Source organism: Blautia sp. MSJ-19 (genome assembly GCF_018918125.1).
GTDB lineage: Bacteria > Bacillota > Clostridia > Lachnospirales > Lachnospiraceae > Blautia_A.
On sequence record NZ_JAHLQA010000001.1, the window covers coordinates 1 to 23,898 of the forward strand.

Consider the following 23,898-nt stretch of genomic DNA (forward strand, 5'->3'; position numbering starts at 1 on the left):
AAGGGATAAACGCTGAAGGCATCTAAGCGTGAAGCCCCCCTCAAGATGAGATATCCCATCCGAAAGGAGTAAACCCCCTTGAAGACGACGAGGTCGATAGGGCAGGGGTGGAAGTGTGGCAACACATGGAGCTGACTGCTACTAATAGGGTGAGGGCTTGACCAAGAAGCTTGGTTATGATATAATTGCTTAGTCAACATGTATGTGGTTTTGAAGATACGATATCTTCTAATAATCCTCCTTAGCTCAGTCGGTAGAGCATGCGGCTGTTAACCGCAGTGTCGTTGGTTCGAGTCCAACAGGGGGAGTTAGCTTTTCGGACGTAGAGCCGATAGCAAATGATTGGCTCCATGGTCAAGCGGTTAAGACACCGCCCTTTCACGGCGGTAACAGGGGTTCAAATCCCCTTGGAGTCACTTCCTTTTAAGGGAATAATTAAATATGGTGCCATAGCCAAGTGGTAAGGCAAAGGTCTGCAACACCTCTATCCCCGGTTCAAATCCGGGTGGCACCTCTACGAAAGTCCAGAACATTGAATTCTGGACTTTTTTGCGTTAAATTATTTCCTGTGTTTTCATAGTTGACGCAAGATAGCATTTGTAATACTCTTTTATATAGACAAAAGAAGAGGGAGGAACGGTAAATGTTGTACAGGTTTAATAAGTTTATTGAGAAATGGATGGCCTTTGTGACTCCATTATGTCTTCTGCTGGGAGTCTGTTTTCCAGATATTGCAAAATATGGTCTGCCGTATGTAACGTATGTATTTGCCTTTATGACATTTGCTGGTGCACTAAAATCCCGTTTTAAAGATGTTGCCAATGTATTAAAAAATCCGACAAGTCTTCTGATGATCATGATTATGCTGCATGTTGTAGTTCCGGCGACAGCCTGTGGTTTGGGACATCTTTTATTTCCAGATAATATGAATCTGATTACCGGTATGGTGTTGGAATTTTCAATACCAACAGCCGTGGCAAGTATGATGTGGGTTTCTATTTTTGATGGAAACAGTTCTTTATCACTGTCACTGGTGGTAATCGATACAATCCTGGCACCGTTTATTATTCCGACGACATTACATATTCTGATTGGATCAAATGTAGAACTGGATACAGCGGGTATGATGAAAGAATTGCTTTATATGGTGGCTCTTCCGGCAGTGGCGGCAATGTGTCTTAATCAATTGAGCAGGGGAAAAATAATGGAAACATGGCCGCAGAGACTGGCACCTTTTTCTAAAATGGCTCTTATGTTTGTGGTAACATCAAACTCATCAAAAGTAGCACCATATATCCGGCAGATGAATTTGCAGCGTTTTGCTGTGGCTGGAACGATTTTGTGTCTGGCGGCGGGCGGTTATTTTCTTGGCTGGGTCATTGCAAGACTGACAAAGCAGAATCAGAAGACAACAATTTCCATGGTCTATGGAACGGGTATGCGAAATATCAGTACCGGGGCCGTTATTGCTGCGGCATATTTCCCGGGAGAGGTTATGTTTCCAGTTATGATCGGAACTCTTTTTCAACAGATTCTGGCTGCAATTTCCGGAAAAATGCTGACAAGAAGGGAGAAGACTGAGGAAAAAGCCTGATAAATAAAAACTCCCCTTGCAGACCGGTGGATTGCTGCATCAGGGGAGTTTTTTAACGATTATTTATCCACGATATACAACCTTTCCATCGCAGATTGTATAATGGATTTTTCCATAAAGTTCAGTACCTTTAAATGGACTGTTGGAGGCTTTGGAAGCAAAGTCTGTGACAGTCCATTTTTCATTTGGAGCAAAGATCACGAAATCAGCAGGAGCATGGATCTTAATACTTCCACCAGGCAGATGGTAAAGTGTAGCTGGATTACAGGTCATTTTTTCCAGAAGTTCCATCAGAGTAAGGTATCCTGGTTTTACGAGAGAAGTGATACCAAGTCCGAGAGAAGTTTCAAGTCCAGTGATACCGCTTGGTGCTTCTGTCAGAGGTTTCGCTTTTTCTTCGACACTGTGCGGAGCGTGATCGGTTGCAATCAGGTCGATCGTCCCGTCTTTAAGTCCCTGTATGATTTCCTGACGGTCCTTTTCGGTGCGAAGAGGTGGATTCATTTTTGCAAGTGTTCCGTGTTCGAGAAGTGCTTCTTCTGTGAGGGTGAAATGATGCGGTGTTGCCTCTGCGTGGATGTCAGCACCGAGCTTTTTGGCTGTGCGGACAAGTTCAACAGAATTTCCGGAACTGATGTGCTGGATCACGACAGCAGCACCACTTTGAAGTGCGAGCATGCAGTCACGGGCAACCATCACTTCCTCTGCAATCGCAGGAGAACCGACGACACCAAGTCTGGCAGAGGTTTCTCCGGCGTTGATTCCGTTATTGGTAATGAATGCCTTATCTTCTTCATGAAGACTGATAGGCATATGGAGTTCTGCAGCTTTACACATTGCTTCATAGCAGAAAGTTGCATCGAGAAGTGGGATTCCGTCATCGGTAAATCCACAGGCACCGGCATTTGCCAGATTGCTGAAATCGTTCATTTCTTTACCGCCTAAACCGTAAGAAACGGAGGCAGTCTGATAGATATGTATTTTTTCCCCTTTTGCACGGTTCAGAATATCCTTAAGTGTATCGACAGAATCTACGGCAGGTTTGGTGTTTGCCATACAGATAACAGAAGTAAACCCACCTTTTGCTGCGGCAAGAGAACCGGTGTGGATATCCTCTTTGTAAGTAAGCCCCGGATCACGGAAATGAACGTGTGTATCTATAAGTCCAGGTGCGACAGTCAGACCGGAAAGATTAAGAACTTCCTCGTTATTTTTTGCAGAAAGCTCCTTTTCTAGCTCGATGATCGTTCCGTTTTCAACACGGATGTCCATAGGTTCGTTAATTTTAGCAGCCGGGTCGATGAGATGACCGTTTTTTAGAAGCATAATTTCACCCTCCTGATAGGAATATTAATAAAAAGCAGAGAAAAGTCATGTGTGTTCTACTGTTTCTCTGATTAATACGAGTATAGAAGAAACCGGAGAGCTTTGTCAAGTCGACAAGAACTCTCCGGCATTTAAACTTAAATGGATTTTATTAAAACTGGATCAAAGGTCTACAGTATCAATGTGCTGTTCTTTGATATTATGTTTCTTGGCATATCCTGTAAGGATCAGAGTCAGGGCTCCGTCACCTGTTACGTTGCAGGCAGTTCCGAAACTATCCTGAAGAGCAAAAATGGTAAGCATCAGAGCGGTCCCTGTTTCATTGAAACCAAGAACACCTGTGATGATACCAAGAGATGCCATAACAGTACCACCAGGAACTCCAGGAGCTCCAAGAGCGAAGATTCCAAGAAGCAGGCAGAACAGGACCATGGTTCCCGGAGACGGGATGGAACCGTAGAGCATCTTGGAGATTGTCATACAGAAGAAAACTTCTGTCAGAACAGAACCGCACAGATGAATGTTGGCAAAAAGCGGAACACCGAATTGTACCATATCTTTACGAAGTGGTTTTGCCTTGCCTGCACACTGTAATGCGACAGCAAGTGTAGCAGCGGAAGACATGGTTCCGACTGCAGTAAGGTATGCCGGACCGTAGTGACGTACAACTTCCCATGGATTTTCGTGGGAGTAAGTACCTGCGAGGACATACAGAAGCGTCATCCAGATAAAGTGACCGATCAGCACGATCACAATGACTTTGAGGAATACAGGAAGCTGTTTGGTGATAGAACCTTCATATGCCAGTCCGCAGAAAGTCAGTCCGATGAAAAACGGAAGAATCGGAATGATGATCTTTGAGACGATGGAAAGAACGATTTTCTGGAATTCATCAAGAAGTCCTGTGATGAGTTTGGCTTTGTTCCAGGTAGCGGCAAGACCAACCATGATGGAGAACACAAGTGCACTCATAACGGACATGATCTGCGGGATAGAAAGTTCAAATACGACTTCCGGAAGCTCCTTCAGTCCTTCTACGTTTGTCACGATAGAAAGATGTGGGATCAGCGTATAGCCGGCTGCAACAGAAAACAGGGCTGCACCGATGGAAGAAGCATAGGCGATCACCAGAGCAACACCAAGCATGCGGGAAGCACTGTTTCCGAGCTTGGTGATGGAAGGTGCGATAAAGCCGATGATAATCAATGGTACGCAGAAATTGATAAGCTGACCAAGGACATATTTCAGAGTGACGACAATATTCAGAATTCCCATGGTAAAGGAAGATGAGTCGGTATTACTCAAAATAAGACCTGCAATAATACCAACGATAACGCCTACCAGCAGTTTAAATGGAAGGCTTGTAAAAAAACTGTTTTTTTTCATTTTATAGATCCCCCTGTAAAAGTTTAGGTGTTACTGTTTTTGGTTTTGTAGCAACATTTATGTTCAGCAGTCTTCGTTAATGTCAGCACGGTCGATCATGACATTAAGAATTTCGGTATCTGTAGCACGCATACCAACACGGCCGATATATCCCATACTCTTGATCGTTTCTTCGATATCATCTTTGATGATTCCCTCACCAGGCAGAAAACTCTTGTTCTGAATGCTGAGCTGGAATGCCATCAGAGCCGCATCAACAGAAGATGCAATCTTGGCAGCACAGGATGGTTTGGCTCCATCGCAGACGATACCGCCCACATTTCCAAGTGTATTAATGATAGTCAGAGAAACCTGCTGATAAGTTCCTCCGTACATATAGGTGATCCCGGCACCGGCACCGCAGGCGGCACTGACTGCACCGCAGTAAGCGGAAAGACTTCCTATATAATATTTCTGATGGATGGCGATCAGATTGCTGACTACAAGAGAACGACAGAGTTTTTCATGAGATACTTCCCATTCATCAGCAAAAACGATAACCGGAAGTGAAACGGTCATTCCCTGATTGCCGCTTCCGGAGTTGATAACAACTGGCATGGAACAGCCACCCATACGGGCATCGCTTCCGGCTGCAGCTCTGGCACAGGCTCTTGTGGTGACACTTTTGCCCCATACATGCATCAGTGTTTTGCCGATCTGTGCACCATAATTGTTGTCAAGACCTTCCTGCGCGATTGCAGAGTTCAGTTTGATCTGGCGGTCGATGATGGGTTGTACATCGGCTATCCGGACCTGATCAGCAAAATCCAGGATATCTTTGACGGTGAGTTTGGATTTGTCCACCGTGTTTTTGGCTTCTGCCTGGTAAGGATTATCCAGAAGCACTTTACCGTTTTTTTCAATTCTGCTAATGTTGGTGTGCTGGTGTTCGATTGTCACGGAAGCATAATGTTCACCTTTATTTACTTTGGCAGTGATATAAAGATTATCAACACCTTCGATCAGAGAACAGGAACAGACATGCTGACTGATCAGTTCACGGGTTCTGGCGATGTCGTTTTCTGTGACTTCGCTCAAAACTTCCAGAGCTTTGTCTGCGTTTCCGCCGACGATGCCGAGAACTGCAGCTACATCAATTCCCTTCAGCCCTCCGGAGTTTGGAACGGTAACACCCTTGACATTCTTGATGATGTTACCACTCAAAAACATTTCCACGGATTCTGGAAATTCTCCAAGGATCTGACGTGCCTTTGCCGCTGCGTATGCAATGGCGATCGGCTCTGTACATCCAAGAGCTGGCACCAGTTCCTGCTTTAGAATGTTCAGATAGTTTGCATATAATGCAGAGTCCATTTTTTTGGTTCCCCTTTCCTTAAATAACGCGCAAGCGTTTGTGCAGATAGTATAGTCTATTTCGATAAATAATACAATGCTTTATGCAAAATAACGGTAGAAATAAAACCGATTTACTTGGTATTTATTTAAAATAAAAATTTTTTCAAAAAAAGTTTGTGTTTCGACAAAAAATGCTTTACAAGCACAAATTCCTATGCTAAAATACTTAGCTGTGTGATATATTTTCATATCCTTGCTCTCTGTTACAGGCGGAGGGCCATGAAGACCATAAGGAGGTAAGAAAGCATGAACAAGTACGAATTAGCATTAGTTGTGAGCGCAAAAGTTGAAGACGAAGTTCGTGATGCAGTAGTAGAGAAAGCTAAAGGCTACATCGCTCGTTACAACGGAAACGTCACAGAAGTAGAAGAATGGGGTAAGAAGAAATTAGCTTACGAAATTCAGAAAATGCATGAAGGCTTCTACTATTTCATTCAGTTTGAAGCAGACGCACAGTGTCCGGCAGAAGTAGAAAGACATGTACGTATCATGGACAACGTATTAAGATACTTAGTCGTTCGTAAAGACGCATAATCTTTTTACAGATGGATTTTAGAAAGCACCATTAAGAAACCCGTTCACTCACTAAGAAGAAAGAGGTATTTTATGAACAAAGTAATTTTAATGGGACGCTTAACGAGAGATCCTGAGGTGAGATATTCCGCAGGAGAAAATGCACTGGCAATTGCTAGATATACCTTAGCAGTAGACAGAAGATTTCGTCGTGACGGAGAAGCAACAGCAGACTTTATCAGCTGTGTTGTATTCGGACGTGGCGCGGAATTCGCAGAGAAGTACTTCCATCAGGGAATCAGAATCGTAGTCAGCGGTCGTATTCAGACCGGCAGCTACACCAACAGAGATGGCCAGAAAGTATATACTACAGAAGTAGTCGTTGAGGAACAGGAATTTGCCGAGAGCAAAGCTTCCAGTGACAGTTATGCAGCATCACATCCTCAGCAGAGTGCAGCACCGGCTCCGTCAATGCCGAGTCCGGGAGCAGCAAGTGCAGATGGCTTTATGAACATTCCAGATGGAATTGACGAAGAACTTCCATTTAATTAAACTGAAAGAAATAAGAACAGGAGGAAACCATCATGGCTTACAATAGAGGCGAAAGACCGGACTCTCCAATGAAGAGAAGAGGCGGACGCAGAAGAAAAAAAGTTTGTGTATTCTGCGGTAAAGAAAACAATGAAATCGATTACAAGGATGTAGCAAAACTCAGAAAATATGTTTCTGAAAGAGGTAAGATCCTTCCGAGAAGAATCACAGGAAACTGTGCAAAACATCAGAGAGCTCTGACTGTTGCTGTTAAGAGAGCACGTCATCTTTCCCTGATGCCATACGTTCAGGACTAATCTGAATATATAGCAGAAAATTTAAAGAGCTGTATCTGGCTGGCATGAATTGCTTTCCGGATAGGGCTCTTTTTTTGTATGGTAAAATCTTCAGATATCTGGTATAATAAAAGGCAGCGTTTAAAAATCAAGAAAAAGAATGGTAAAGAGTGTTATGAGTGGAAAGTTAAAATTAAAAGGCCATCTGAAACATTTAGCCCGTTGGCCGCTGTATTTATCCGTTCTGCTGATCGCTTTGAATATTCTGGTTTATGTGATCGATATAAAGGCTGGTGTGGTTGTGACGTTGGGAATCGTCCTGTATGTTACGGCTGCCGTTGCAGTACTTTTTTATCACAGACCACTGATGTTCAATGATCTGATCGCTTTTGCCAGCCAGTATGAATTTCTTGAGAAAAGAGTTCTTGAGGAACTGGCACTTCCATATGCGGTAATGGATATGCAGGGGAGAATGATCTGGTCAAACCGGATGTTTTCTCAGATTACGGGGAAAGATTCATTTTATCGGAAAAATGTAAATACGATTTTTCCGGAGATTTCTGCAGATAAGCTTCCGGGAGCAGAAGGCAGAGATATTACGGAAATCAGTACACAATTTGGTGATCATATTTACAGAATCTCTATGCAGAAGGTGATGCTGGGTGAGTCTGTGGCACCATCCAGACTTCTGATGGAAATTCCGGATACCACCAGTCTGATCGCCATGTATCTTTATGATGAGACAGAACTTAAGGATTACATTCAGGCAAATGAGGATAACAAACTGGTAGTTGCACTGGCGTATCTGGACAACTATGAAGAAGCGCTGGAGAGCGTCGAGGATGTGCGCCGATCTCTTCTGATCGCGCTGATCGACCGTAAGATTACGAAATATTTTTCCAATTATGATGGTCTGGTACGAAAACTGGAGAAAGATAAATATTTCCTGATCATGAGGCAGAGTTCTCTTGAGGCACTGAAAGAACAGAAATTCCACATTCTTGAAGAAGTCAAAACAGTAAATATCGGTAATGAAATGACGGTCACCCTGAGTATTGGTATTGGCCTGAATGCTCCGACTTATCTTCAGGATTATGAGTATTCACGAATTGCAATTGAAATGGCACTTGGTCGCGGTGGAGACCAGGTTGTGATCAAAAATGGCGATCATATCACTTATTATGGCGGCAAAGCACAGCAGATGGAGAAGACGACCAGAGTAAAGGCACGTGTAAAGGCACAGGCGCTCAAAGAATTTATGAGTACCAAAGAGCGAGTGGTCGTTATGGGACATAAGATCACAGATGTAGACGCACTTGGCGCAGCAATCGGTATTTATCGTGCCGGCAAGACTCTTGGCAAGCCGGTGCATATCGTAGTGAACGATCCATCGACTTCTATACGTCCGTTAATGGCTGGATATATGAATAATCCGGATTACGAACCATCTATGTTTATTGACAGGAATCAGGCGATGGAACTGGTAGATGACAATACAGTTGTGGTGGTTGTAGACACGAATAAGCCAAGTTATACAGAGTGTGAAGAACTGCTGTACATGACAAAGACGATCGTAGTTCTTGATCATCACAGAAGGGGAAATGAAGTGATTCAGAATGCAGTGCTTTCTTATGTAGAGCCGTATGCGTCCTCTACATGTGAAATGGTTGCAGAGATCCTGCAGTATTTTTCAGATGATCTGAGATTGCGTAACATAGAAGCAGACTGTATTTATGCAGGTATTATGATCGATACCAACAACTTTATTACAAGAGCCGGAGTGAGAACTTTTGAGGCTGCAGCATTTCTGCGTCGTTCCGGCGCGGATATGACCAGAGTAAGAAAGATGCTTCGTGACAATATTGATTCTTACAAGGCCAGAGCAGAGGCTGTACGAACAGCAGAAATCTACAGAGGCTGTTTTGCTATTGCGAAATGTCCGAGTAAGGGATTGGAAAGTCCTACTGTTGTTGGAGCACAGGCTGCAAATGAACTTCTGAACATAGCCGGAGTCAAAGCTTCTTTTGTACTGACCACATACAACAAAGAAGTGTATGTAAGTGCACGTGCGATTGATGAAGTAAACGTACAGGTTATGATGGAGAAACTTGGCGGAGGCGGACACATCAATATTGCCGGAGCACAGGTAAAGCGTCCGATGGATGAAGTACAGGATATGCTGAAAGAAATTATAGACGAATTATATCAGGAAGAAGAGGGTAATAAAAAATGAAAGTAATTTTATTAGAAGATGTAAAGGCACTTGGAAAAAAAGGAGCCATTGTAAATGTCAGTGACGGATATGCAAGAAATATGATACTTCCTAAGAAACTGGGAGTAGAAGCTACACCTAAGAATCTGAATGATCTGAAGCTGCAGAAAGCAAATGCAGAGAAGGTTGCACAGGAAAATCTGGAAGCAGCGCAGGCATTTGCAAAGGATCTGGAAACAAAAGAAATCATTCTTACACTGAAAGTTGGTGAGGGTGGAAGAACATTTGGATCTGTTTCTTCCAAAGAGATTTCTGAAGCTGCCAAAACGCAGCTGGGACTTGAGATTGATAAAAAGAAACTTCAGCTTCCAAGCCCGATCAGAAATCTGGGTGTGACACAGGTTCCTGTCAAACTGCATCCAAAGGTAACCGGAAGCCTGAAAGTATGGATCAAAGAAGCGTAAGTGAGGAGATCTTGAGATGGAAGAAGCGCTGATAAAAAGAATACCGCCTCACAGCATTGAGGCAGAGCAGTCTGTCATCGGCGCAATGCTCCTTGACAGAGATGCGATTCTGGTTGCTTCAGAGATTCTGACAAGTGATGATTTTTATCAGAATCAGTATGGAATTATTTTTGATGCGATGGTAGAGCTTTGCAATGAAGGTAAGCCTGTAGATTTGATTACTTTACAGAATCGACTCAAAGAAAAAGATCTGCCACCGGATATCAGCAGTATGGAATATGTCCGCGAGCTTATAGAGGCAGTTCCAACATCTGCAAATGTAAAATATTATGCGAATATTGTAAGTGAAAAGGCACTTCTCAGAAGACTTATCCGTGCAACGGAAGATGTGGCGAATACATGTTATCTTGAAAAAGAGAGCACAGAAATGATCCTTGAGGAGTCTGAAAAAAAGCTGTTCAATATTCTTCAGAGAAGTATTGGCGGAGATTATGTGCCGATTCAGCAGGTAGTTTTGAATGCAATCAATAATATTGAAAAGGCATCCAAGCTGAAGGGCAGTGTAACTGGTATTCCGACAGGGTTTATCGATCTGGATTATAAGACATCGGGGATGCATCCGTCAGATCTGGTACTGATCGCAGCCCGTCCCTCTATGGGTAAGACGGCTTTTGTTCTGAACATTGCGCAGTATATGGCATTTCGCAAGGATGTCACTGTTGCAATATTCAGTCTGGAAATGTCAAAGGAACAGCTGGTGAACCGTCTTCTGGCTATGGAATCTCATGTAGATTCACAAAACATGCGTACAGGTAATCTGAAAGACGAGGACTGGACGAAGCTGGTTGAAGGTGCAGATATCATTGGGCGTTCCAATCTGATCATTGACGATACACCGGGAATCAGTATTGCAGAAATGCGTTCCAAATGCAGAAAGTACAAGCTGGAACACAATCTTGGAATCATTATGATCGACTACCTGCAGCTGATGAGTGGAAGCGGGAAGAGTGATTCGAGACAGCAGGAGATTTCAGATATATCGCGATCACTCAAAGCACTTGCCAGGGAGCTGGGAGTGCCGGTAATTGCGTTGTCACAGCTGAGCCGTGCAGTTGAGCAGAGACCGGATCACAGGCCAATGCTTTCGGACCTTCGAGAGTCTGGAGCAATTGAGCAGGATGCCGATGTGGTAATGTTTTTGTATCGTGATGACTATTACCACAAAGACACAGAAAAGAAAGACATTGCCGAGGTGATCATTGCCAAACAGAGAAATGGCCCGATTGGTACGATAGAACTTGTATGGCTGCCGAGATATACGCAGTTTGTAAATATGAAGAAATAAATAGCAGGGGATACGAACTGTTTACTGAGAAGTACTTTGCAGTTATGAAATGTCCTCAGCCATATGCAGACATGAGAACGAAACTACAGGATTTTCGTTTTTATGTCTGTTTTTTTGAGACTTACGGTGAATTCATGAGAGGTTATGTCAAACGGTTTTCGTTGAATTTATAAAAGATCCTGCTTATAATTATAAGTGATGAATTTCATAGGAGGTGCACCGCCATGGAAATGAAATATACTGTCAGACAGGCAGTGGAGATGACGGGAATAAAATCGTATGTCCTCAGATACTGGGAAGAGGAACTGGAACTTCAGATCCACAGAAATGAACTGGGACACCGTTACTACACCGGATATGATGTTCAGCTTTTTTTGAATATTAAAGAACTGAAGAAACGAGGGTTACAGCTTCGGGCGATAAAGAACCTGATTCCACAGATTACAGCATCGATGAATGGATTTGGAGAAACAGGAGTGACTTTGCTGGAGGGAGAAGTTCAGGAACTGGAAAAACCGGCACAGCAAGGTTCTGATATGCAGGAGCGTAGTACGGTGGAGATGCACAGGCCGGAAAATAAAAAAATACTGGAATTTCAAATGATTCTGGAAAGGCTGATCACGCAGGAACTGCAATCTCAGAATGAAGATGAAGAAAGATGTCGTTCGCTGGATTATGCGATCAGAAGACAGCAGATGGCAAGAAAAGAAGCTGCTGCGGCAGCAGAAAGAAGACCACGCCGTAAGCGAAAGGAAACATAAGAACATAAAAAGCTGCAGCAGATGCCGCAGCTTTTTATTGTTTGGTATGAATGGAATTATTCAGCTGGGTGAATAGCCTCTGTTGGACAGGCATCAGCGCATGTTCCGCAGTCAAGGCATGCATCAGCATCGATTTCGAAATGCTCTGCACCTTCAGCGATAGCTTCAGCTGGACATTCAGCTGCGCATGTTCCACAGCTTACACATTCGTCAGAAATTACATATGCCATTGATAATATCCTCCTTTTTTCTCGTTAGTACCCTTGTAGGTTCTATATCGTTATTCTAATATATATCTTTGTGGATTACAAGTATAAATTTGTGAACAAATCAAAAAATTCAATATTTTGGGTTGACCCCTTCTAACTTTTATACTATAATAAATCATAGTCGGGAATTTTAAGAATTCCATATAAAAAGGAGGAATTTACAATGGCAAAAGTTACCAAAGATATGCTGATTGGCCAGTTAATTACTTTAGATCCTAATATCGCACCGATTCTTATGAGAGCTGGAATGCACTGTCTCGGATGCCCGTCTTCACAGATGGAGTCCCTGGAAGAAGCTGCAATGGTTCATGGAATGGATGTAGATGTTCTGGTTCAGCAGATCAATGATTTTCTTGGAGAATAATCCATACAGATAAAAAGACTGGCTTGAGTGAGCCAGTCTTTTTATATAAGTCATGATCAAATTTGTGTAAGCTGCTGAAGTGCATTGAGACAGATCAGTTCGCCGTGTTCTTTTAAATGAGCTTCACCTGAAACAGAGAAAGCTTTGTTACTGCCGTACTCAGAAAGAATATTACAGATTTTATTGAATTCCTCCGGAGAATATTCTGACTGATGGATCACAAGCTGATAGCGGCCATCGGAAGAATCTTTGTACAGAGAATTAGAACCGGTAAAAAAGCCGTTCAGTCCGTGAGCTGCGGCAATCACATCGTCCAGATGGGAAAAACTGAAGAGCCGGATCAGATTGACTGTTGGAGCTTCGGAAACAGGTTTTTCTGAATCTTCTTTTGTTGCAGACTGTTTGCGAGGACTGCCTTTCATTTTGGCTTCACAGATTTTCTGGAATATGTCGATAATATTGTCAGCACCGTCCAACTGGAGTGGTTCTGCCTGTGCATTGTCTTTGTATGGGGAGAATTTGGAAAAACGGGTATCCAGTTCTTCCGGATCTTCGACTTTGGTTATGATCAGGATCACACTGTCCAGATTGACTGGAATTGCCTCGATCATCAGTGGAATATTATCTGCTTCAAAACCAAACTGCATCTGGGCCTGCTGCATCATATCGCGAAAAAGCTTTTTGGCCTTCTCAGAACCATAAGCAAGTTCTTTGAGATTGACTTGGTGACTTTCGAGATCTTCGCGTGTTAGAGTGCAGCGAATCTGGTTTTCATTGATTTTTTCTATTTTCATTATGATCACATCCTATTCTTGTGCACCTGTCTTCTGGTATAGTATATGATACGAACGCTCAGACAGGATATAGTCCATGACTTATTATCTGTCATCAGTATAGAGAGGATACTCTAACTAATATGACATATTATATACCACAAACATAGGGAATGTAAAGAAATACAAACTGCCTATTTATAAAATATTTAGAAATTTATTGGAAATTTTTTGCTAAAACGGCGAAAATCCTTGCATATAACTTGGAAACCTGTATAATGAGTGTAAGAAAAAATATTCGGCATGTAACTGAGAGAAGAGAATCCGAATACTTACACAATAACACAAACATATTTCTTACAAAATCGTTGCCGGTTTATCATATCGTACAGCATTCCTGCTGTGGCAATGATCATTTCCACCACAAGATTAAATTCAGTATGTATGCAGAGATATTTTTTCTTAAACCTATCAGGTGTTTTCTAAAATCAGAAAAAGGAAAGGAGGATGTAAGGACGAAAATATGTCACATGGCAAAAAGCAAAAAAAATTCCTGAAGCCACTGAAGAATGAATTAGAGAATTATCGCAAAAACGGAGTCAGTCTTTATCTGGACGGGAAACCCAGTACGCCTAAATCTATTGCGAAAGCCTGTATGATCGCAGAGGAAGGCAGTTACATGAGGGATTACACTGAAGACGAAAAAGGACATATTGCAAGAGTTGATTTTGATCATATCCGGATTACAACGCCTGTGAGATCGCAGGGCTGGTGATGGCGGACAATAATTGTCTGTTTATTGTACATAAAGGAGAAAAAGGGATTTTCGGACCAAGGCGCAGTTTCCCCCTCTCATACTTGACCATGTCAGAAAATCCCTTTGAAATAGCTGGTAAATATTAAAATTTACTAAATAGTTAATACATTGCATGCAAAACATGTTATAATATCATAGTATACACCTAAACGAAAAAGCAGAATAACTACAGTGTTTTCTGAATAAAAAGGGAGAAACAGATGAAGCGTAGAGCAAAAAAACGAGAGAACAGGCAGGTTATGCCGGTTATGATTGTCTGTATTCTGATTTTGATACTGGCGATCGTTGGATTAGGTACACATTTTATCAGGAAATATATTCCGACCAAAGAACGAATGGATCTTACGGAGTATTATGGACAGCCTGTTGAAGGTGAAATGGCAGTTGTACTGGGAAGTAGTATTATGGAAGAGCATGCACTGAAATCAGGAGATCAGGTATACTTACCGTTGGATATGGTAAATACATATCTGAATCAGAGATACTACTGGGACAGCAATGATCAGCAGATTCTCTATGCGACTCCATCAGAGCTGCAGTATTATCCTGCATCAGAGTCAGGAGATGGCGATGTCTGGCTGAAAGATGGAAATGTATATCTGCGTCTGGCATTTGTGCAGAAGTTTACAGATTTGGATGTTTATATTTATGAAAATCCGAACAGGATCGCAATTCAGTATCAGTTTACCGGAGTTAATGCAACAACAGTGAAAAAAGATACCAGTATTCGTTATCAGGGAGGAATCAAATCACCGATTCTTACAGATATAAATGCTGGGGATACATTGATCTATCTGGAAGAATTGGAGGACTGGGCAAAAGTTGCTACCATGGATGGCTATATTGGATATGTGCAGAAGGACAAGATTTCGGCTGCGGAATCAAAAGATTTTGAAAAGTCTTTTGAGGAGAAAGAACAATATACGTATCTTACTATGGACGGCAAGGTAAACATGAGCTGGCATCAGGTGACCAGTCAGGATGCAAATGCCTATCTGGCAGATACAATTGCGAATATCAGTGGTGTGAATGTGATTTCTCCGACATGGTATTATATACAGGATACATCAGGGAATATTGGAAATATTGCTTCAGCGGATTATGTGACGCTGGCACATGAAAGGGGTCTGAAAGTTTGGGGACTGATCGATAACTTTACCGCAGAAGTCAGCACAACAGAAACGCTTTCTCAGCTTGCATCCAGACAGAACATGATCCAGCAGCTGATTCAGTCGGCGACAGAAGTCGGATTGGATGGAATCAATGTAGATTTTGAGACACTCAGTGAAGATGCGGGACCTCATTTTCTGGAGTTCTTACGGGAACTTTCAATAGAATGTCATAAGAACAATCTGGTACTTTCTGTTGATAATCCGGTACCGGAAGACTTTACAAGTCATTATGACCGAAAAGAACAGGGACTGGTTGTGGACTATATTGTGATCATGGGGTATGATGAACATTATGTTGGTTCTGACGCGGGTTCTGTAGCTTCTCTTCCATGGGTGGAACAGGGTGTACAGGATACAATTGCGGAAACACCTGCAGAAAGAACGATTCTTGCAATACCATTTTATACAAGACTCTGGAAAACGACGGGTGGCGCATTGACCAGTGAGGCAATCGGTATGGATGAGGCGCAGAATGTGCTTACGGAAAATGGAGTGGAGCCTGTATGGGATGGAAGCGTCAGTCAGAATTATGCAACTTTTGAGAAAGATAATTCTACCTATCAGATCTGGATGGAAGATGCGCAGTCGATTGCTGAAAAAGTGAAACTGATTCCAAAGTATAACCTGGGAGGCGTTGCCCAGTGGAAGCTTGGGTTCGAAAACAGCAGTATCTGGCAGACGATCAGCGAGAATTTGCAGTAAAAGTTTTCTGAAAAGAGAATAAAGAAAAGCAAAAAGAAAATGCTCTGTAGTGAAATGAGAAACTACAGAGCATTTTTTCAGTATAAGAAAATAAATAAAAGTAAAAAACTCCATAAATGGAAGGAGGCCGGTACTTTCGTACCGGCGCGTATGAAAAAGAAAAATATTTTATAGAAAGCGTTCAGCCTTCTATGTCTTATACTATACCGAACAAATGTGAAAAAAATGTGATGTGAATTTTAAGAAATTGTGAAGAATAGTGTTCATAATTTGAGCATATTCAGTGAGTATTTTGGCAGAAAAAACTCCTCCGGCATAAAAACCAGAGGAGCTGTTTTTTAGAATTTTTTCCAGGTTCCCTTAAAGAAGAGAAGAATCAGCGGAAAGATTTCCAATCGTCCGGCCAGCATATCAAAGATCAAGACGCATTTGGAAAGGTAGGAGAAAGAACTGAAATTTCCCATAGGGCCTACGATTTCCAGACCAGGACCGATATTGTTTAAGGTTGCGGTAACTGCTGTAAAGTTTGTAACAAGATCAAAGTTATCAAGTGAGATCAGCAGAACAGATGCTGCAAAAATAAGAAGATAAACGCTCAGATAGATATTAGTGGATCTTAAAATATCATGTCCGATCGTTTTTTCATCCATTTTAATTTTTTTCACAGCATTTGGATGCAGATATAACTGGAACTCTTTTTTGGCAGCCTTGCACAGAATCAGGATTCTGGAAACTTTAATTCCACCTCCGGTACTTCCGGCACATGCACCTACAAACATCAGAAGGACCAGGATCGTTTTGGACAGGGCGGGCCATTGGTTGAAATCCGTACTGGAAAATCCGGTCGTCGTGATAATGGAACCAACCTGAAATGCTGCCTGCTGAAAAGCCTCGCCCAGATTTCGAAACAGGTGTGCGGTGTTTAATCCGATGACCAGGATGGCAGCGAGAATGATTCCAAAGTAGTAACGAACCTCTTCGAACTTGAAAGCCTGTACAAATTTTTTGGTAAGGAGCAGGTAATATGCGGAGAAGTTGACTCCGAAGAGAATCATAAAAACAGTTGTGACAACCTGACAGTAAGTGCTGTAGCTTCCCATACTGTCATTGGCGATACCGAAACCACCGGTGCCTGCAGTACCAAAAGCGATACAAAGAGTATCAAACAGTGGAATCCGACCGATTAGAAGAAGAACGATTTGAATCAGTGTCATTCCAATGTAAATAGTATAAAGAATCTTGGCGGTCTGCTGAACTTTTGGCACCAGTTTACTGACAGAAGGTCCAGGGCTTTCTGCTTTCATAAGATTCATGTGATATCCACCGGCAAGTGGAAGCAGGGAAAGAAGAAATACCAGAACTCCCATGCCACCGATCCAGTGCGTAAAACTTCGCCAGATTGTGACACAATGCGGAAGCACTTCCACATCCGTCAGAATACTGGATCCGGTCGTAGTAAATCCGGATACGGTTTCGAAGAAGGCATCAATTGGATGAGGAATTGCGGAACTCAGTACAAATGGTACAGCACCAAAGATACACAGGGCCAGCCAGCTTAAAGCTACCGCAACGCAGCCATCTTTTGTATAAAAAACCTTGTTTTTGGGTTTTCTGACAGTCAAAGGAATACCAACAGCCAGACAGATCATCATCGAGATCAGGAAGGTAAAAAATTCGTTTTCCTGATAAATCAGTGCGGTGATGGATGGCAGAACCATGAACATTGCCTGAAAATTACACACCCATCCGACAATATAAGCAATAATACGAAAATTCATCTGTATCTACCTCTTTTTATGCAAGGATATCGCGGATATCGCGAAGTCCCTTATGGGTGGTGACGATGATGACATTGTCACCAATCTGTATAGAATCCTGTCCTCTTGGAATTCTGACAGTACCCCCACGGGTCAGACAGCAGACAAGAAGATTACTCTTCAGGTTGAGTTTTGAAAGCGGAATTCCAACAACCGGTGAATTGTCACGAATGATAAATTCAAGAGCTTCCGCCTGATTATCAAGGACATGGTAGAGTGTTTCTACATTACTTCCGATGGTATTCTGCATCGCACGTACGTAGCGGAGAATAGAATCTGAAGTGATATATTTTGGATAAATTACACTTCCGATATCCAGCTCGTCGATGACATCCTTGTAAGGCAGACGATTTACTTTTGCAATCAGTTTTGCCTGTGTCAGGTTTTTGGCAGATAAGGAAAGGAAGATGTTTTCTTCATCCATATTGGTAAGAGTAACAAAAGATTCTACAGTGGAAAGCCCTTCTTCCATAAGCAGAGAACGGTCAGTGCCATCGCCACAGATGATGGTGGTATTTGGCAGCATTTCACTGAGTTCTTCACAGCGTTCTTTGTTTTTGTCAATAATTTTGACATTGATTTTGAGATCGGACAACGCTTTTGCGAGGTAGTAGGAAATTGTACCACCACCGATGATCAGGGTATTTCGAACCTGATGGGTCTTAAGTCCGATCTTTTTAAAGAAAAGTGCAGTGTTCTTTGGTGTTGCGATGATAGAAATAAAATCGCCGTTGTGTACCAGATGATCACCACCCGGAATGCTTAAAGTTGTTTTGCTCTCGATGGCGCAGAACAGCACATCACAACGATATTTATCAGTAATCTGAGAGACGGACATGCCGTCCAGACCGAATTCAGGGAGTACTTTGAACTTGAGCAGTTCTACGCGGCCCTTTGAGAACGGATCGATTTTGATAGCTGCCGGAAAACGCAAAAGTCTTGAGATTTCACGGGCAGTGGCAAGTTCTGGGTTAATGATCATAGAAAGACCAAGGCGCTCCTGAATAAAACCGATTTCTTTGCTGTAGATAGGGTTACGCACACGGGCAATCGTCTGACAGTGCCCGGTTTTTTGTGCAATCAGACAACAGAGCAGATTCAGCTCATCGGAAGCTGTGACTGCAATCATGATATCGGCAGTTTTTACACCGGCCTCCATAAGGGTATTAATACTGGCACCGTTTCCGACAATACCCATGGCATCAATGTCTTCTGTAAGATTGTTAATGACATCAGCGTCTGTATCGATCAATGTAAGATCAGTATCTTCTTCCTGCAATTGCTCTGCAAGGGTGCTGCCTACTTTGCCGCACCCGACAATGATAATATGCATGTTTTCCTCCGTAATAAAAAGTATAATAATATAAGCATTTCCATTATATCACTCTATATGAGTATTTTAAATATATAAAATAGCATTTGAAGGAAAATCATGCTATATTAAAAATACAGAATGACCAGCAGAATGCGGTATGATGTTACATAACATCTGTAAGAAAAACAGAAGGGAGTTCTAGTATGGATACAGTCACTGAAACAGTCAATAAAGTGGATGAAAGTCTGCAGGAGATGGGAATCGGCAGTGTGAGGGACAGCCTGAAAGATCTTTTGAATTTTAAACAGTATCTGGAAAATCAGGTTCCGACCTTTATGGGGTTCTGTCTGAAAGTTGTTCTTTCAATCTTTGTCTTTTTTGTAGGAAGAAAGATCATCCAGTGGTTACTGAAGGTTATGAGACGATCTCTTGAACGGGCCAATGTAGATGCGGGAGTGATTCAGTTTGCATCGTCTGCCGGAAAAGCAGTGTTGTATGTGCTGCTGATCATTAATATCGGAGTAAGTCTTGGTGTCAAAGAATCTTCTGTTGCAGCACTTCTGGGTACGGCAGGTGTGACCGTTGGTCTGGCATTGCAGGGCGGACTTGCAAATCTGGCGGGAGGAGTGCTTCTTTTACTGTTCAAACCTTTTGTAGTAGGCGATTATATCATTCAGGATCAGGCAAATGGCTGTGAAGGAACAGTTGCCAAAATTGAAATCTGCTATACCACCCTGCTCAGCATTGATAATAAAAAGATTGTTGTACCAAACGGAACTTTATCCAACAGTACGATCATCAATGTGACGGCAAAAGAAAACCGTAAACTTGAAATCAAGGTGGGGATTTCTTATGAGGCTGATATTCAGAAGGCAAAGAAGATCCTTGAGGAGATTCTCAGAGAAGATCCGGATACAAAAAGTGACAGCAGAGAAATGGTTGTGTTTGTGGACGAGCTTGCAGACAGTGCGGTGATCATGGGACTGAGAGTATGGGTTCCGACAGAAAGCTACTGGCCGACGAAATGGCGACTGAATCAGAAAATCAAAGAAGAATTTGATGCAAACGGAATTGTGATTCCATATAATCAGATGGAGGTATATGTACATCACAAATAAATTCGTTTTAACAAAAGAGGCTTACATTTAGATGCAATAGCACAAATGTAAACCTCTTTTTGAAATTGGTTGACAGCGAAACTTCTCTGTGATAAATTGTTAAAGAGATAACAAAAAACTTTTTATCACGAGGAGGAAGATATGAGTACAATAGCAACAACCAGAAGTAAAACGTATGATATTGTGTATATTGCCGTGTTTGCGGTGATCATGGCAATCTGTTCCTGGATTTCTATTCCGGCAGCAGTTCCGTTCACTTTGCAGACCTTTGGCGTTTTTGTAGCGGTAGGAGTTCTTGGCGGGAAAAGAGGTACACTTTCCGTACTGGTATTTATCCTGCTTGGCGCGATCGGAGTGCCGGTATTTGCCGGATTTTCAGGAGGCATTGGTGTTCTTGCAGGAACGACTGGAGGATATATCATTGGTTTCCTTTTTTCCGCATTGGTTATGTGGGCAATGGAAAAGCTCCCAGGTAAAAAATCCGTGATGCAGATTATATCTATGATCGTAGGACTGCTTGTATGCTATGCGTTTGGTACTGCGTGGTTTATGGTAGTTTACAGTAAGGCAAACGGTCCGGTGGGACTTGCGACTGTTCTGGGATGGTGTGTCATTCCATTTATTATTCCGGATGTGATCAAGATTGTGCTGGCTTATGGGCTTTCCAGAAAGCTTCGCAAATTTGTGGCATGATCAGTCAGCAGTACGTTCTGTAAAGAAAAAGAGGATAACAGCTCCGATGATACTGGCAATGGACGCAAAGAGCAGCATAGTGCTGACACCAGACTGATCGATCAGACTGCCACCGAGAAGAGCACCGATGACACTGCCGAGGGTATAAGTCATGGTGACAGTTTGTTTTAATCTCTAATGTCCTGTATATCATGGAGTTATCCGTGAGAACAATGTGCATTTGTACCAGTTTTGTACCATTTGAGATCGTGAAAAGAAGTGACATAACATCTAATAATTATATAGCGTATACAAAAATTGGACTGAAAAATCAGTCCTCTTTTTTTCCCGTTATTATTCTGATAAAGTGTCGTCCATGTTTCTAAGGGCATAAACTATCATCTGATTAATCATTTCATTTCGGCTGATGCCAATGGTTGCTGATTTATTATCTATGTCTCTTAATATTTCTATTGGAATGCGTAAAGATATTACTTCTTTTTCTGGTTTGTAAGCAATGAATTTTTCCAATTTATGCACCACCTCTCTTGATAATTGTAGTTTATTTTGATATGATAATATATATTCAGAAAACGAATACTAAAACGATATTAAAATACGAATACACAGGAGGCAGTGTATGGCACTGGTAAAATGTCCAGAATGCGGAAGAGAAAATGTTTCCGATACCGCAGAAGCTTGTCCTAATTGTGGTTATGCAATAAAGAACCATTATCAAAGAGTAAGGGAAGAAGAAGCTAAACAGGCTAGATTGAAAGCAGAAAATGAAAAGAGAATTTTAGAAGAACGGCAAAAAAAGGCTACAGAAGAACAACGTCAGAGAGATGCCGTTACAAAATTGGAAATGCAGATAAAAGGCAATACAAGAACAATTCCTGTTCTGGCAATTTTAACATTGCTTTTTGCTGTCTTAACGGTTTTGAGTTGGAATTACAGTGAGAACGGTGATCTGGGGTTTGCAATACTGTTCTGTGGTTTTGCAACATTCTTTTGTGGAATAGCCTGGATTGTTACTATCTATGCAAAAAATCAAGCACGTGAAGACCTTACACTAGTAAAACAAAGCGTAGATAGTTATGAGAAGAAAGTTGAAGAACGCAAGGTCAGGGCGGCAGAGTTGGCAAAAAAACAACAGGAATTGCAAGATGCACAGCACCCTAAATGCCCGAATTGTGGAAGTAAAAATACTAAGAGAATAACGGTTACTAATAGGGCAGTGTCAACGGCTACTTTAGGCGTAGCTTCATCCACAATAGGAAAACAGTATAAATGTAATCGGTGTAAACATATGTGGTAATATGCTTATTTTAAAGAAAGAAAAACAGGGGGGTTAAAATCCCCTGTTTTTTGCTTCATGTGTGATTATTGTTCCGTTAAAGTATTCGAATATCAAGCATTCATTGGTATAGTCGGTAACGCAGAGAGAGGTTTGATTGATTTTGGTTATGGTTATTTTATCCATGAAAAAGTGCCGTTTAATATATTGCAGAACTTTGTATTGTTCGATTGTATCAACATGAATGTACATGCTATCTCCGTACCTGTCTGTCTTTCCGACCATTTATAACACGGCTGATTGTCATTTTGGAAACATTGAATTGTTCGGCAATATAAGCCATTGTATAACCGTCATCAAACATTTGCTTGATAGTCGCCTTGTCATTGTTGGTTAATTTGTTATTATGATTTACCGTTTGCAGTCGTTCGATAAGATAATCTGGTAATTGCAATTCAGATATTGCCTTTTTCTGTACGCCTTTCATTGTACTTCGTGCGGCTTCGGATGTAATACCAAGGTACGTTGATATAGCTTTAAAACCATAGCCGCTTAATCGTAACTGTAAGATCACAGATTGTTTTTGCGTAAGTGATAAACATTCTATCATTTGTTCCATATTTTGCGCCGTGGAGGTGTCTGCGCTATACAGTGTACCTTGTCTTCCAGTACTGTGATTTAATACAGTGTTTTCAACACTGTCATACGGGGATGCCATAGCACAGCCGCCTAAATCAGCATATTTGATTAAGCGTTTATATACCTGTGTTTTCTCGCCTGTTTCGCTATCTTGTGCTATTTCTTCCAGATATGTATAGCCATTTCTTGCGTCTGTACTCATTGCTCGACTGTGTTCTATCTCACGTCTGACCGCCTTGTAAATTTCCTGTATAGGAGTGGTTTCTATAGTTTCCCAACCGTTAATACTGTCGGTTTTTTTAATCCAGACTTTTTTCTTTAATCTGCGCTCTTTATATGGAGTTCCCATAAAACCTGTAGCATATCCTTTTTGCTGTGTCTGGTCGATAATAGTTGCAGATGCCGTGTGAACTAAGTCCATTCCGTCTCCTAGTGGGTTGCGTATTAAATATTCAAGATCACGTGAATCAGTTACTGTACCAGAGTTAACCAGTCTTAAAGTTGAATAATCTTTACATAATTCGGATTTTAAATCTGCAAGTTGCGGATTGCCTGTTTTAAGTACAGTTATTTTTAAAACGGCACAAGCTATAGAAAATGATAATTCATACAGAATATCAGTATATTCTTGCGTTGAGATGTTCTGGCAATGTGCTTCGTACTCTTTAATCAATTCTTGAAAATTATTTGTTTGCATTAGTGTGTTCCTCCTTGTATTCCTTGATAAGTTTGTCAAGTGTTGGTCTGCTGATTCTTAATTCTTTTGCAAGTGCTACTTTGGATATTTCCCGACGTAAATAACGCTGATATCCGTTTTCAAAATTAGGAATGTTTTTTCGTTTTCCCCCTGTATATTTCCCATTCCTTTTTGCTATAGCTATTCCCTCACGTTGACGTTCCAAAAGATTGTATCTTTCAAATTCATTGATTGCGCCAATCATGGTTAGCATCAACTTCCCCGTAGGGGTGGAAGTGTCGATATTTTCTTTATTGCTGACAAGTGAATAATCCGGGCTGAGATCCATCACCTGTCCGGTGGATGGAAATCACCTTTCCGCTTTACTGGAAATCGCGATTCCGTTAAAAAGGAAATCGTTTTATCCTCAAATCTTTATAATGA

The 23,898-nt window shown here is 41.7% G+C and carries 25 protein-coding genes, 3 tRNA genes and 1 rRNA gene; 18 read left to right on the top strand and 11 right to left on the bottom strand.

The features are described 5' to 3' along the window. The 5 genes from KQI91_RS00005 to KQI91_RS00025 all read left to right on the top strand — a co-directional run. Positions 1–165: ribosomal RNA gene (locus tag KQI91_RS00005) — 23S ribosomal RNA — on the top strand; the annotation flags it as partial. 70 nt (positions 166–235) lie between these two features. Next, positions 236–308: transfer RNA gene (locus KQI91_RS00010), tRNA-Asn, on the top strand. A 36-nt stretch (positions 309–344) separates the two neighbouring features. Further along, positions 345–416: transfer RNA gene (locus KQI91_RS00015), tRNA-Glu, on the top strand. A gap of 27 nt (positions 417–443) precedes the next feature. Then, positions 444–514, top strand: a tRNA-Cys gene (locus tag KQI91_RS00020). Positions 515–643: 129 nt separating this feature from the next. Further along, positions 644–1,594: a bile acid:sodium symporter family protein gene (locus KQI91_RS00025; protein ID WP_216390845.1), complete on the top strand. Its 951-nt coding sequence runs from the start codon at positions 644–646 to the stop codon at positions 1,592–1,594. 63 nt (positions 1,595–1,657) lie between these two features. Here the strand turns inward: KQI91_RS00025 and KQI91_RS00030 are convergent, their stop codons facing one another. The 3 genes from KQI91_RS00030 to KQI91_RS00040 form a co-directional block, all read right to left on the bottom strand. Then, a complete protein-coding gene (locus KQI91_RS00030) occupies positions 1,658–2,920 on the bottom strand; it encodes a dihydroorotase (RefSeq protein WP_216390846.1) in 1,263 nt (420 codons plus the stop codon). 162 nt (positions 2,921–3,082) lie between these two features. Continuing rightward, entirely contained in the window at positions 3,083–4,306 is a 1,224-nt protein-coding gene (locus KQI91_RS00035) for a dicarboxylate/amino acid:cation symporter (RefSeq protein ID WP_216390847.1), read from the bottom strand. Positions 4,307–4,369: 63 nt separating this feature from the next. Continuing rightward, positions 4,370–5,659 carry an L-cysteine desulfidase family protein gene (locus KQI91_RS00040; protein WP_216390848.1) on the bottom strand — a complete coding sequence of 430 codons (1,290 nt, stop codon included), beginning with the start codon at positions 5,657–5,659 and terminating at the stop codon, positions 4,370–4,372. 288 nt (positions 5,660–5,947) lie between these two features. Between KQI91_RS00040 and rpsF the strand changes: the two genes are divergently transcribed. The 7 genes from rpsF to KQI91_RS00075 all read left to right on the top strand — a co-directional run bounded on the left by rpsF (position 5,948) and on the right by KQI91_RS00075 (position 11,823). Continuing rightward, entirely contained in the window at positions 5,948–6,235 is a 288-nt protein-coding gene (gene rpsF, locus KQI91_RS00045) for a 30S ribosomal protein S6 (protein ID WP_015541063.1), read from the top strand. 72 nt (positions 6,236–6,307) lie between these two features. Next, the gene (locus KQI91_RS00050) at positions 6,308–6,766 is read left to right on the top strand and encodes a single-stranded DNA-binding protein (protein ID WP_216390849.1); all 459 of its coding nucleotides are present in this window, start codon (positions 6,308–6,310) and stop codon (positions 6,764–6,766) included. Positions 6,767–6,798: 32 nt separating this feature from the next. Then, positions 6,799–7,062 carry a 30S ribosomal protein S18 gene (rpsR, locus tag KQI91_RS00055; protein ID WP_015541065.1) on the top strand — a complete coding sequence of 88 codons (264 nt, stop codon included), beginning with the start codon at positions 6,799–6,801 and terminating at the stop codon, positions 7,060–7,062. A gap of 154 nt (positions 7,063–7,216) precedes the next feature. Continuing rightward, on the top strand, positions 7,217–9,274 hold the full coding sequence (locus tag KQI91_RS00060) for a DHH family phosphoesterase (protein WP_216390850.1): 2,058 nt from the start codon (positions 7,217–7,219) through the stop codon (positions 9,272–9,274). Continuing rightward, positions 9,271–9,717 carry a 50S ribosomal protein L9 gene (gene rplI, locus KQI91_RS00065; protein WP_216390851.1) on the top strand — a complete coding sequence of 149 codons (447 nt, stop codon included), beginning with the start codon at positions 9,271–9,273 and terminating at the stop codon, positions 9,715–9,717. Before KQI91_RS00060 ends, rplI begins: the two co-directional genes overlap by 4 nt. Before the next feature lie 16 nt (positions 9,718–9,733). Next, positions 9,734–11,062 carry a replicative DNA helicase gene (gene dnaB, locus KQI91_RS00070; protein WP_216390852.1) on the top strand — a complete coding sequence of 443 codons (1,329 nt, stop codon included), beginning with the start codon at positions 9,734–9,736 and terminating at the stop codon, positions 11,060–11,062. 224 nt (positions 11,063–11,286) lie between these two features. Then, complete coding sequence (locus tag KQI91_RS00075) at positions 11,287–11,823, top strand: helix-turn-helix domain-containing protein (RefSeq protein ID WP_216390853.1); 537 nt, start codon at positions 11,287–11,289, stop codon at positions 11,821–11,823. Between the two features lie 56 nt (positions 11,824–11,879). On the opposite strand, the gene KQI91_RS00080 is transcribed toward KQI91_RS00075, so the two are convergent. Continuing rightward, complete coding sequence (locus KQI91_RS00080) at positions 11,880–12,053, bottom strand: DUF362 domain-containing protein (RefSeq protein ID WP_216390854.1); 174 nt, start codon at positions 12,051–12,053, stop codon at positions 11,880–11,882. A gap of 202 nt (positions 12,054–12,255) precedes the next feature. Between KQI91_RS00080 and KQI91_RS00085 the strand changes: the two genes are divergently transcribed. Beyond that, positions 12,256–12,456 carry a DUF1858 domain-containing protein gene (locus KQI91_RS00085; protein WP_015541070.1) on the top strand — a complete coding sequence of 67 codons (201 nt, stop codon included), beginning with the start codon at positions 12,256–12,258 and terminating at the stop codon, positions 12,454–12,456. Between the two features lie 56 nt (positions 12,457–12,512). On the opposite strand, the gene KQI91_RS00090 is transcribed toward KQI91_RS00085, so the two are convergent. Beyond that, complete coding sequence (locus KQI91_RS00090; RefSeq protein WP_216390855.1) at positions 12,513–13,250, bottom strand: adaptor protein MecA; 738 nt, start codon at positions 13,248–13,250, stop codon at positions 12,513–12,515. A 502-nt stretch (positions 13,251–13,752) separates the two neighbouring features. Between KQI91_RS00090 and KQI91_RS00095 the strand changes: the two genes are divergently transcribed. After that, positions 13,753–14,004 carry a hypothetical protein gene (locus tag KQI91_RS00095; RefSeq protein ID WP_216390856.1) on the top strand — a complete coding sequence of 84 codons (252 nt, stop codon included), beginning with the start codon at positions 13,753–13,755 and terminating at the stop codon, positions 14,002–14,004. 242 nt (positions 14,005–14,246) lie between these two features. Continuing rightward, positions 14,247–15,920 carry a glycosyl hydrolase family 18 protein gene (locus KQI91_RS00100; RefSeq protein WP_216390857.1) on the top strand — a complete coding sequence of 558 codons (1,674 nt, stop codon included), beginning with the start codon at positions 14,247–14,249 and terminating at the stop codon, positions 15,918–15,920. A 338-nt stretch (positions 15,921–16,258) separates the two neighbouring features. On the opposite strand, the gene KQI91_RS00105 is transcribed toward KQI91_RS00100, so the two are convergent. After that, complete coding sequence (locus KQI91_RS00105; protein WP_216390858.1) at positions 16,259–17,698, bottom strand: TrkH family potassium uptake protein; 1,440 nt, start codon at positions 17,696–17,698, stop codon at positions 16,259–16,261. 16 nt (positions 17,699–17,714) lie between these two features. After that, positions 17,715–19,085, bottom strand: coding sequence for a Trk system potassium transporter TrkA (gene trkA / locus KQI91_RS00110; protein WP_334300686.1), 1,371 nt, complete (start codon positions 19,083–19,085; stop codon positions 17,715–17,717). 170 nt (positions 19,086–19,255) lie between these two features. Between trkA and KQI91_RS00115 the strand changes: the two genes are divergently transcribed. Both KQI91_RS00115 and KQI91_RS00120 read left to right on the top strand, forming a co-directional pair. Next, positions 19,256–20,170 (top strand): mechanosensitive ion channel family protein, encoded by a 915-nt coding sequence (locus KQI91_RS00115; protein WP_216390860.1) that lies wholly within the window; start codon positions 19,256–19,258, stop codon positions 20,168–20,170. A 141-nt stretch (positions 20,171–20,311) separates the two neighbouring features. Continuing rightward, entirely contained in the window at positions 20,312–20,863 is a 552-nt protein-coding gene (locus KQI91_RS00120) for a biotin transporter BioY (RefSeq protein ID WP_216390861.1), read from the top strand. Here the strand turns inward: KQI91_RS00120 and KQI91_RS00125 are convergent, their stop codons facing one another. Next, positions 20,864–21,016, bottom strand: a complete 153-nt coding sequence (locus KQI91_RS00125; protein ID WP_216390862.1) for a hypothetical protein — start codon at positions 21,014–21,016, stop codon at positions 20,864–20,866. A 180-nt stretch (positions 21,017–21,196) separates the two neighbouring features. Further along, positions 21,197–21,373, bottom strand: a complete 177-nt coding sequence (locus tag KQI91_RS00130; RefSeq protein WP_118197743.1) for a CopG family transcriptional regulator — start codon at positions 21,371–21,373, stop codon at positions 21,197–21,199. A 109-nt stretch (positions 21,374–21,482) separates the two neighbouring features. Here KQI91_RS00130 and KQI91_RS00135 point away from each other — a divergent pair, with 109 nt between their 5' ends. Then, positions 21,483–22,160 carry a zinc ribbon domain-containing protein gene (locus KQI91_RS00135; protein WP_161285302.1) on the top strand — a complete coding sequence of 226 codons (678 nt, stop codon included), beginning with the start codon at positions 21,483–21,485 and terminating at the stop codon, positions 22,158–22,160. Positions 22,161–22,392: 232 nt separating this feature from the next. On the opposite strand, the gene KQI91_RS00140 is transcribed toward KQI91_RS00135, so the two are convergent. Continuing rightward, positions 22,393–23,475 (bottom strand): helix-turn-helix domain-containing protein, encoded by a 1,083-nt coding sequence (locus KQI91_RS00140; protein ID WP_216390863.1) that lies wholly within the window; start codon positions 23,473–23,475, stop codon positions 22,393–22,395. Further along, positions 23,462–23,803, bottom strand: a complete 342-nt coding sequence (locus KQI91_RS00145; protein WP_216390864.1) for a recombinase family protein — start codon at positions 23,801–23,803, stop codon at positions 23,462–23,464. Before KQI91_RS00145 ends, KQI91_RS00140 begins: the two co-directional genes overlap by 14 nt. Positions 23,804–23,898 lie beyond the last annotated feature (95 nt).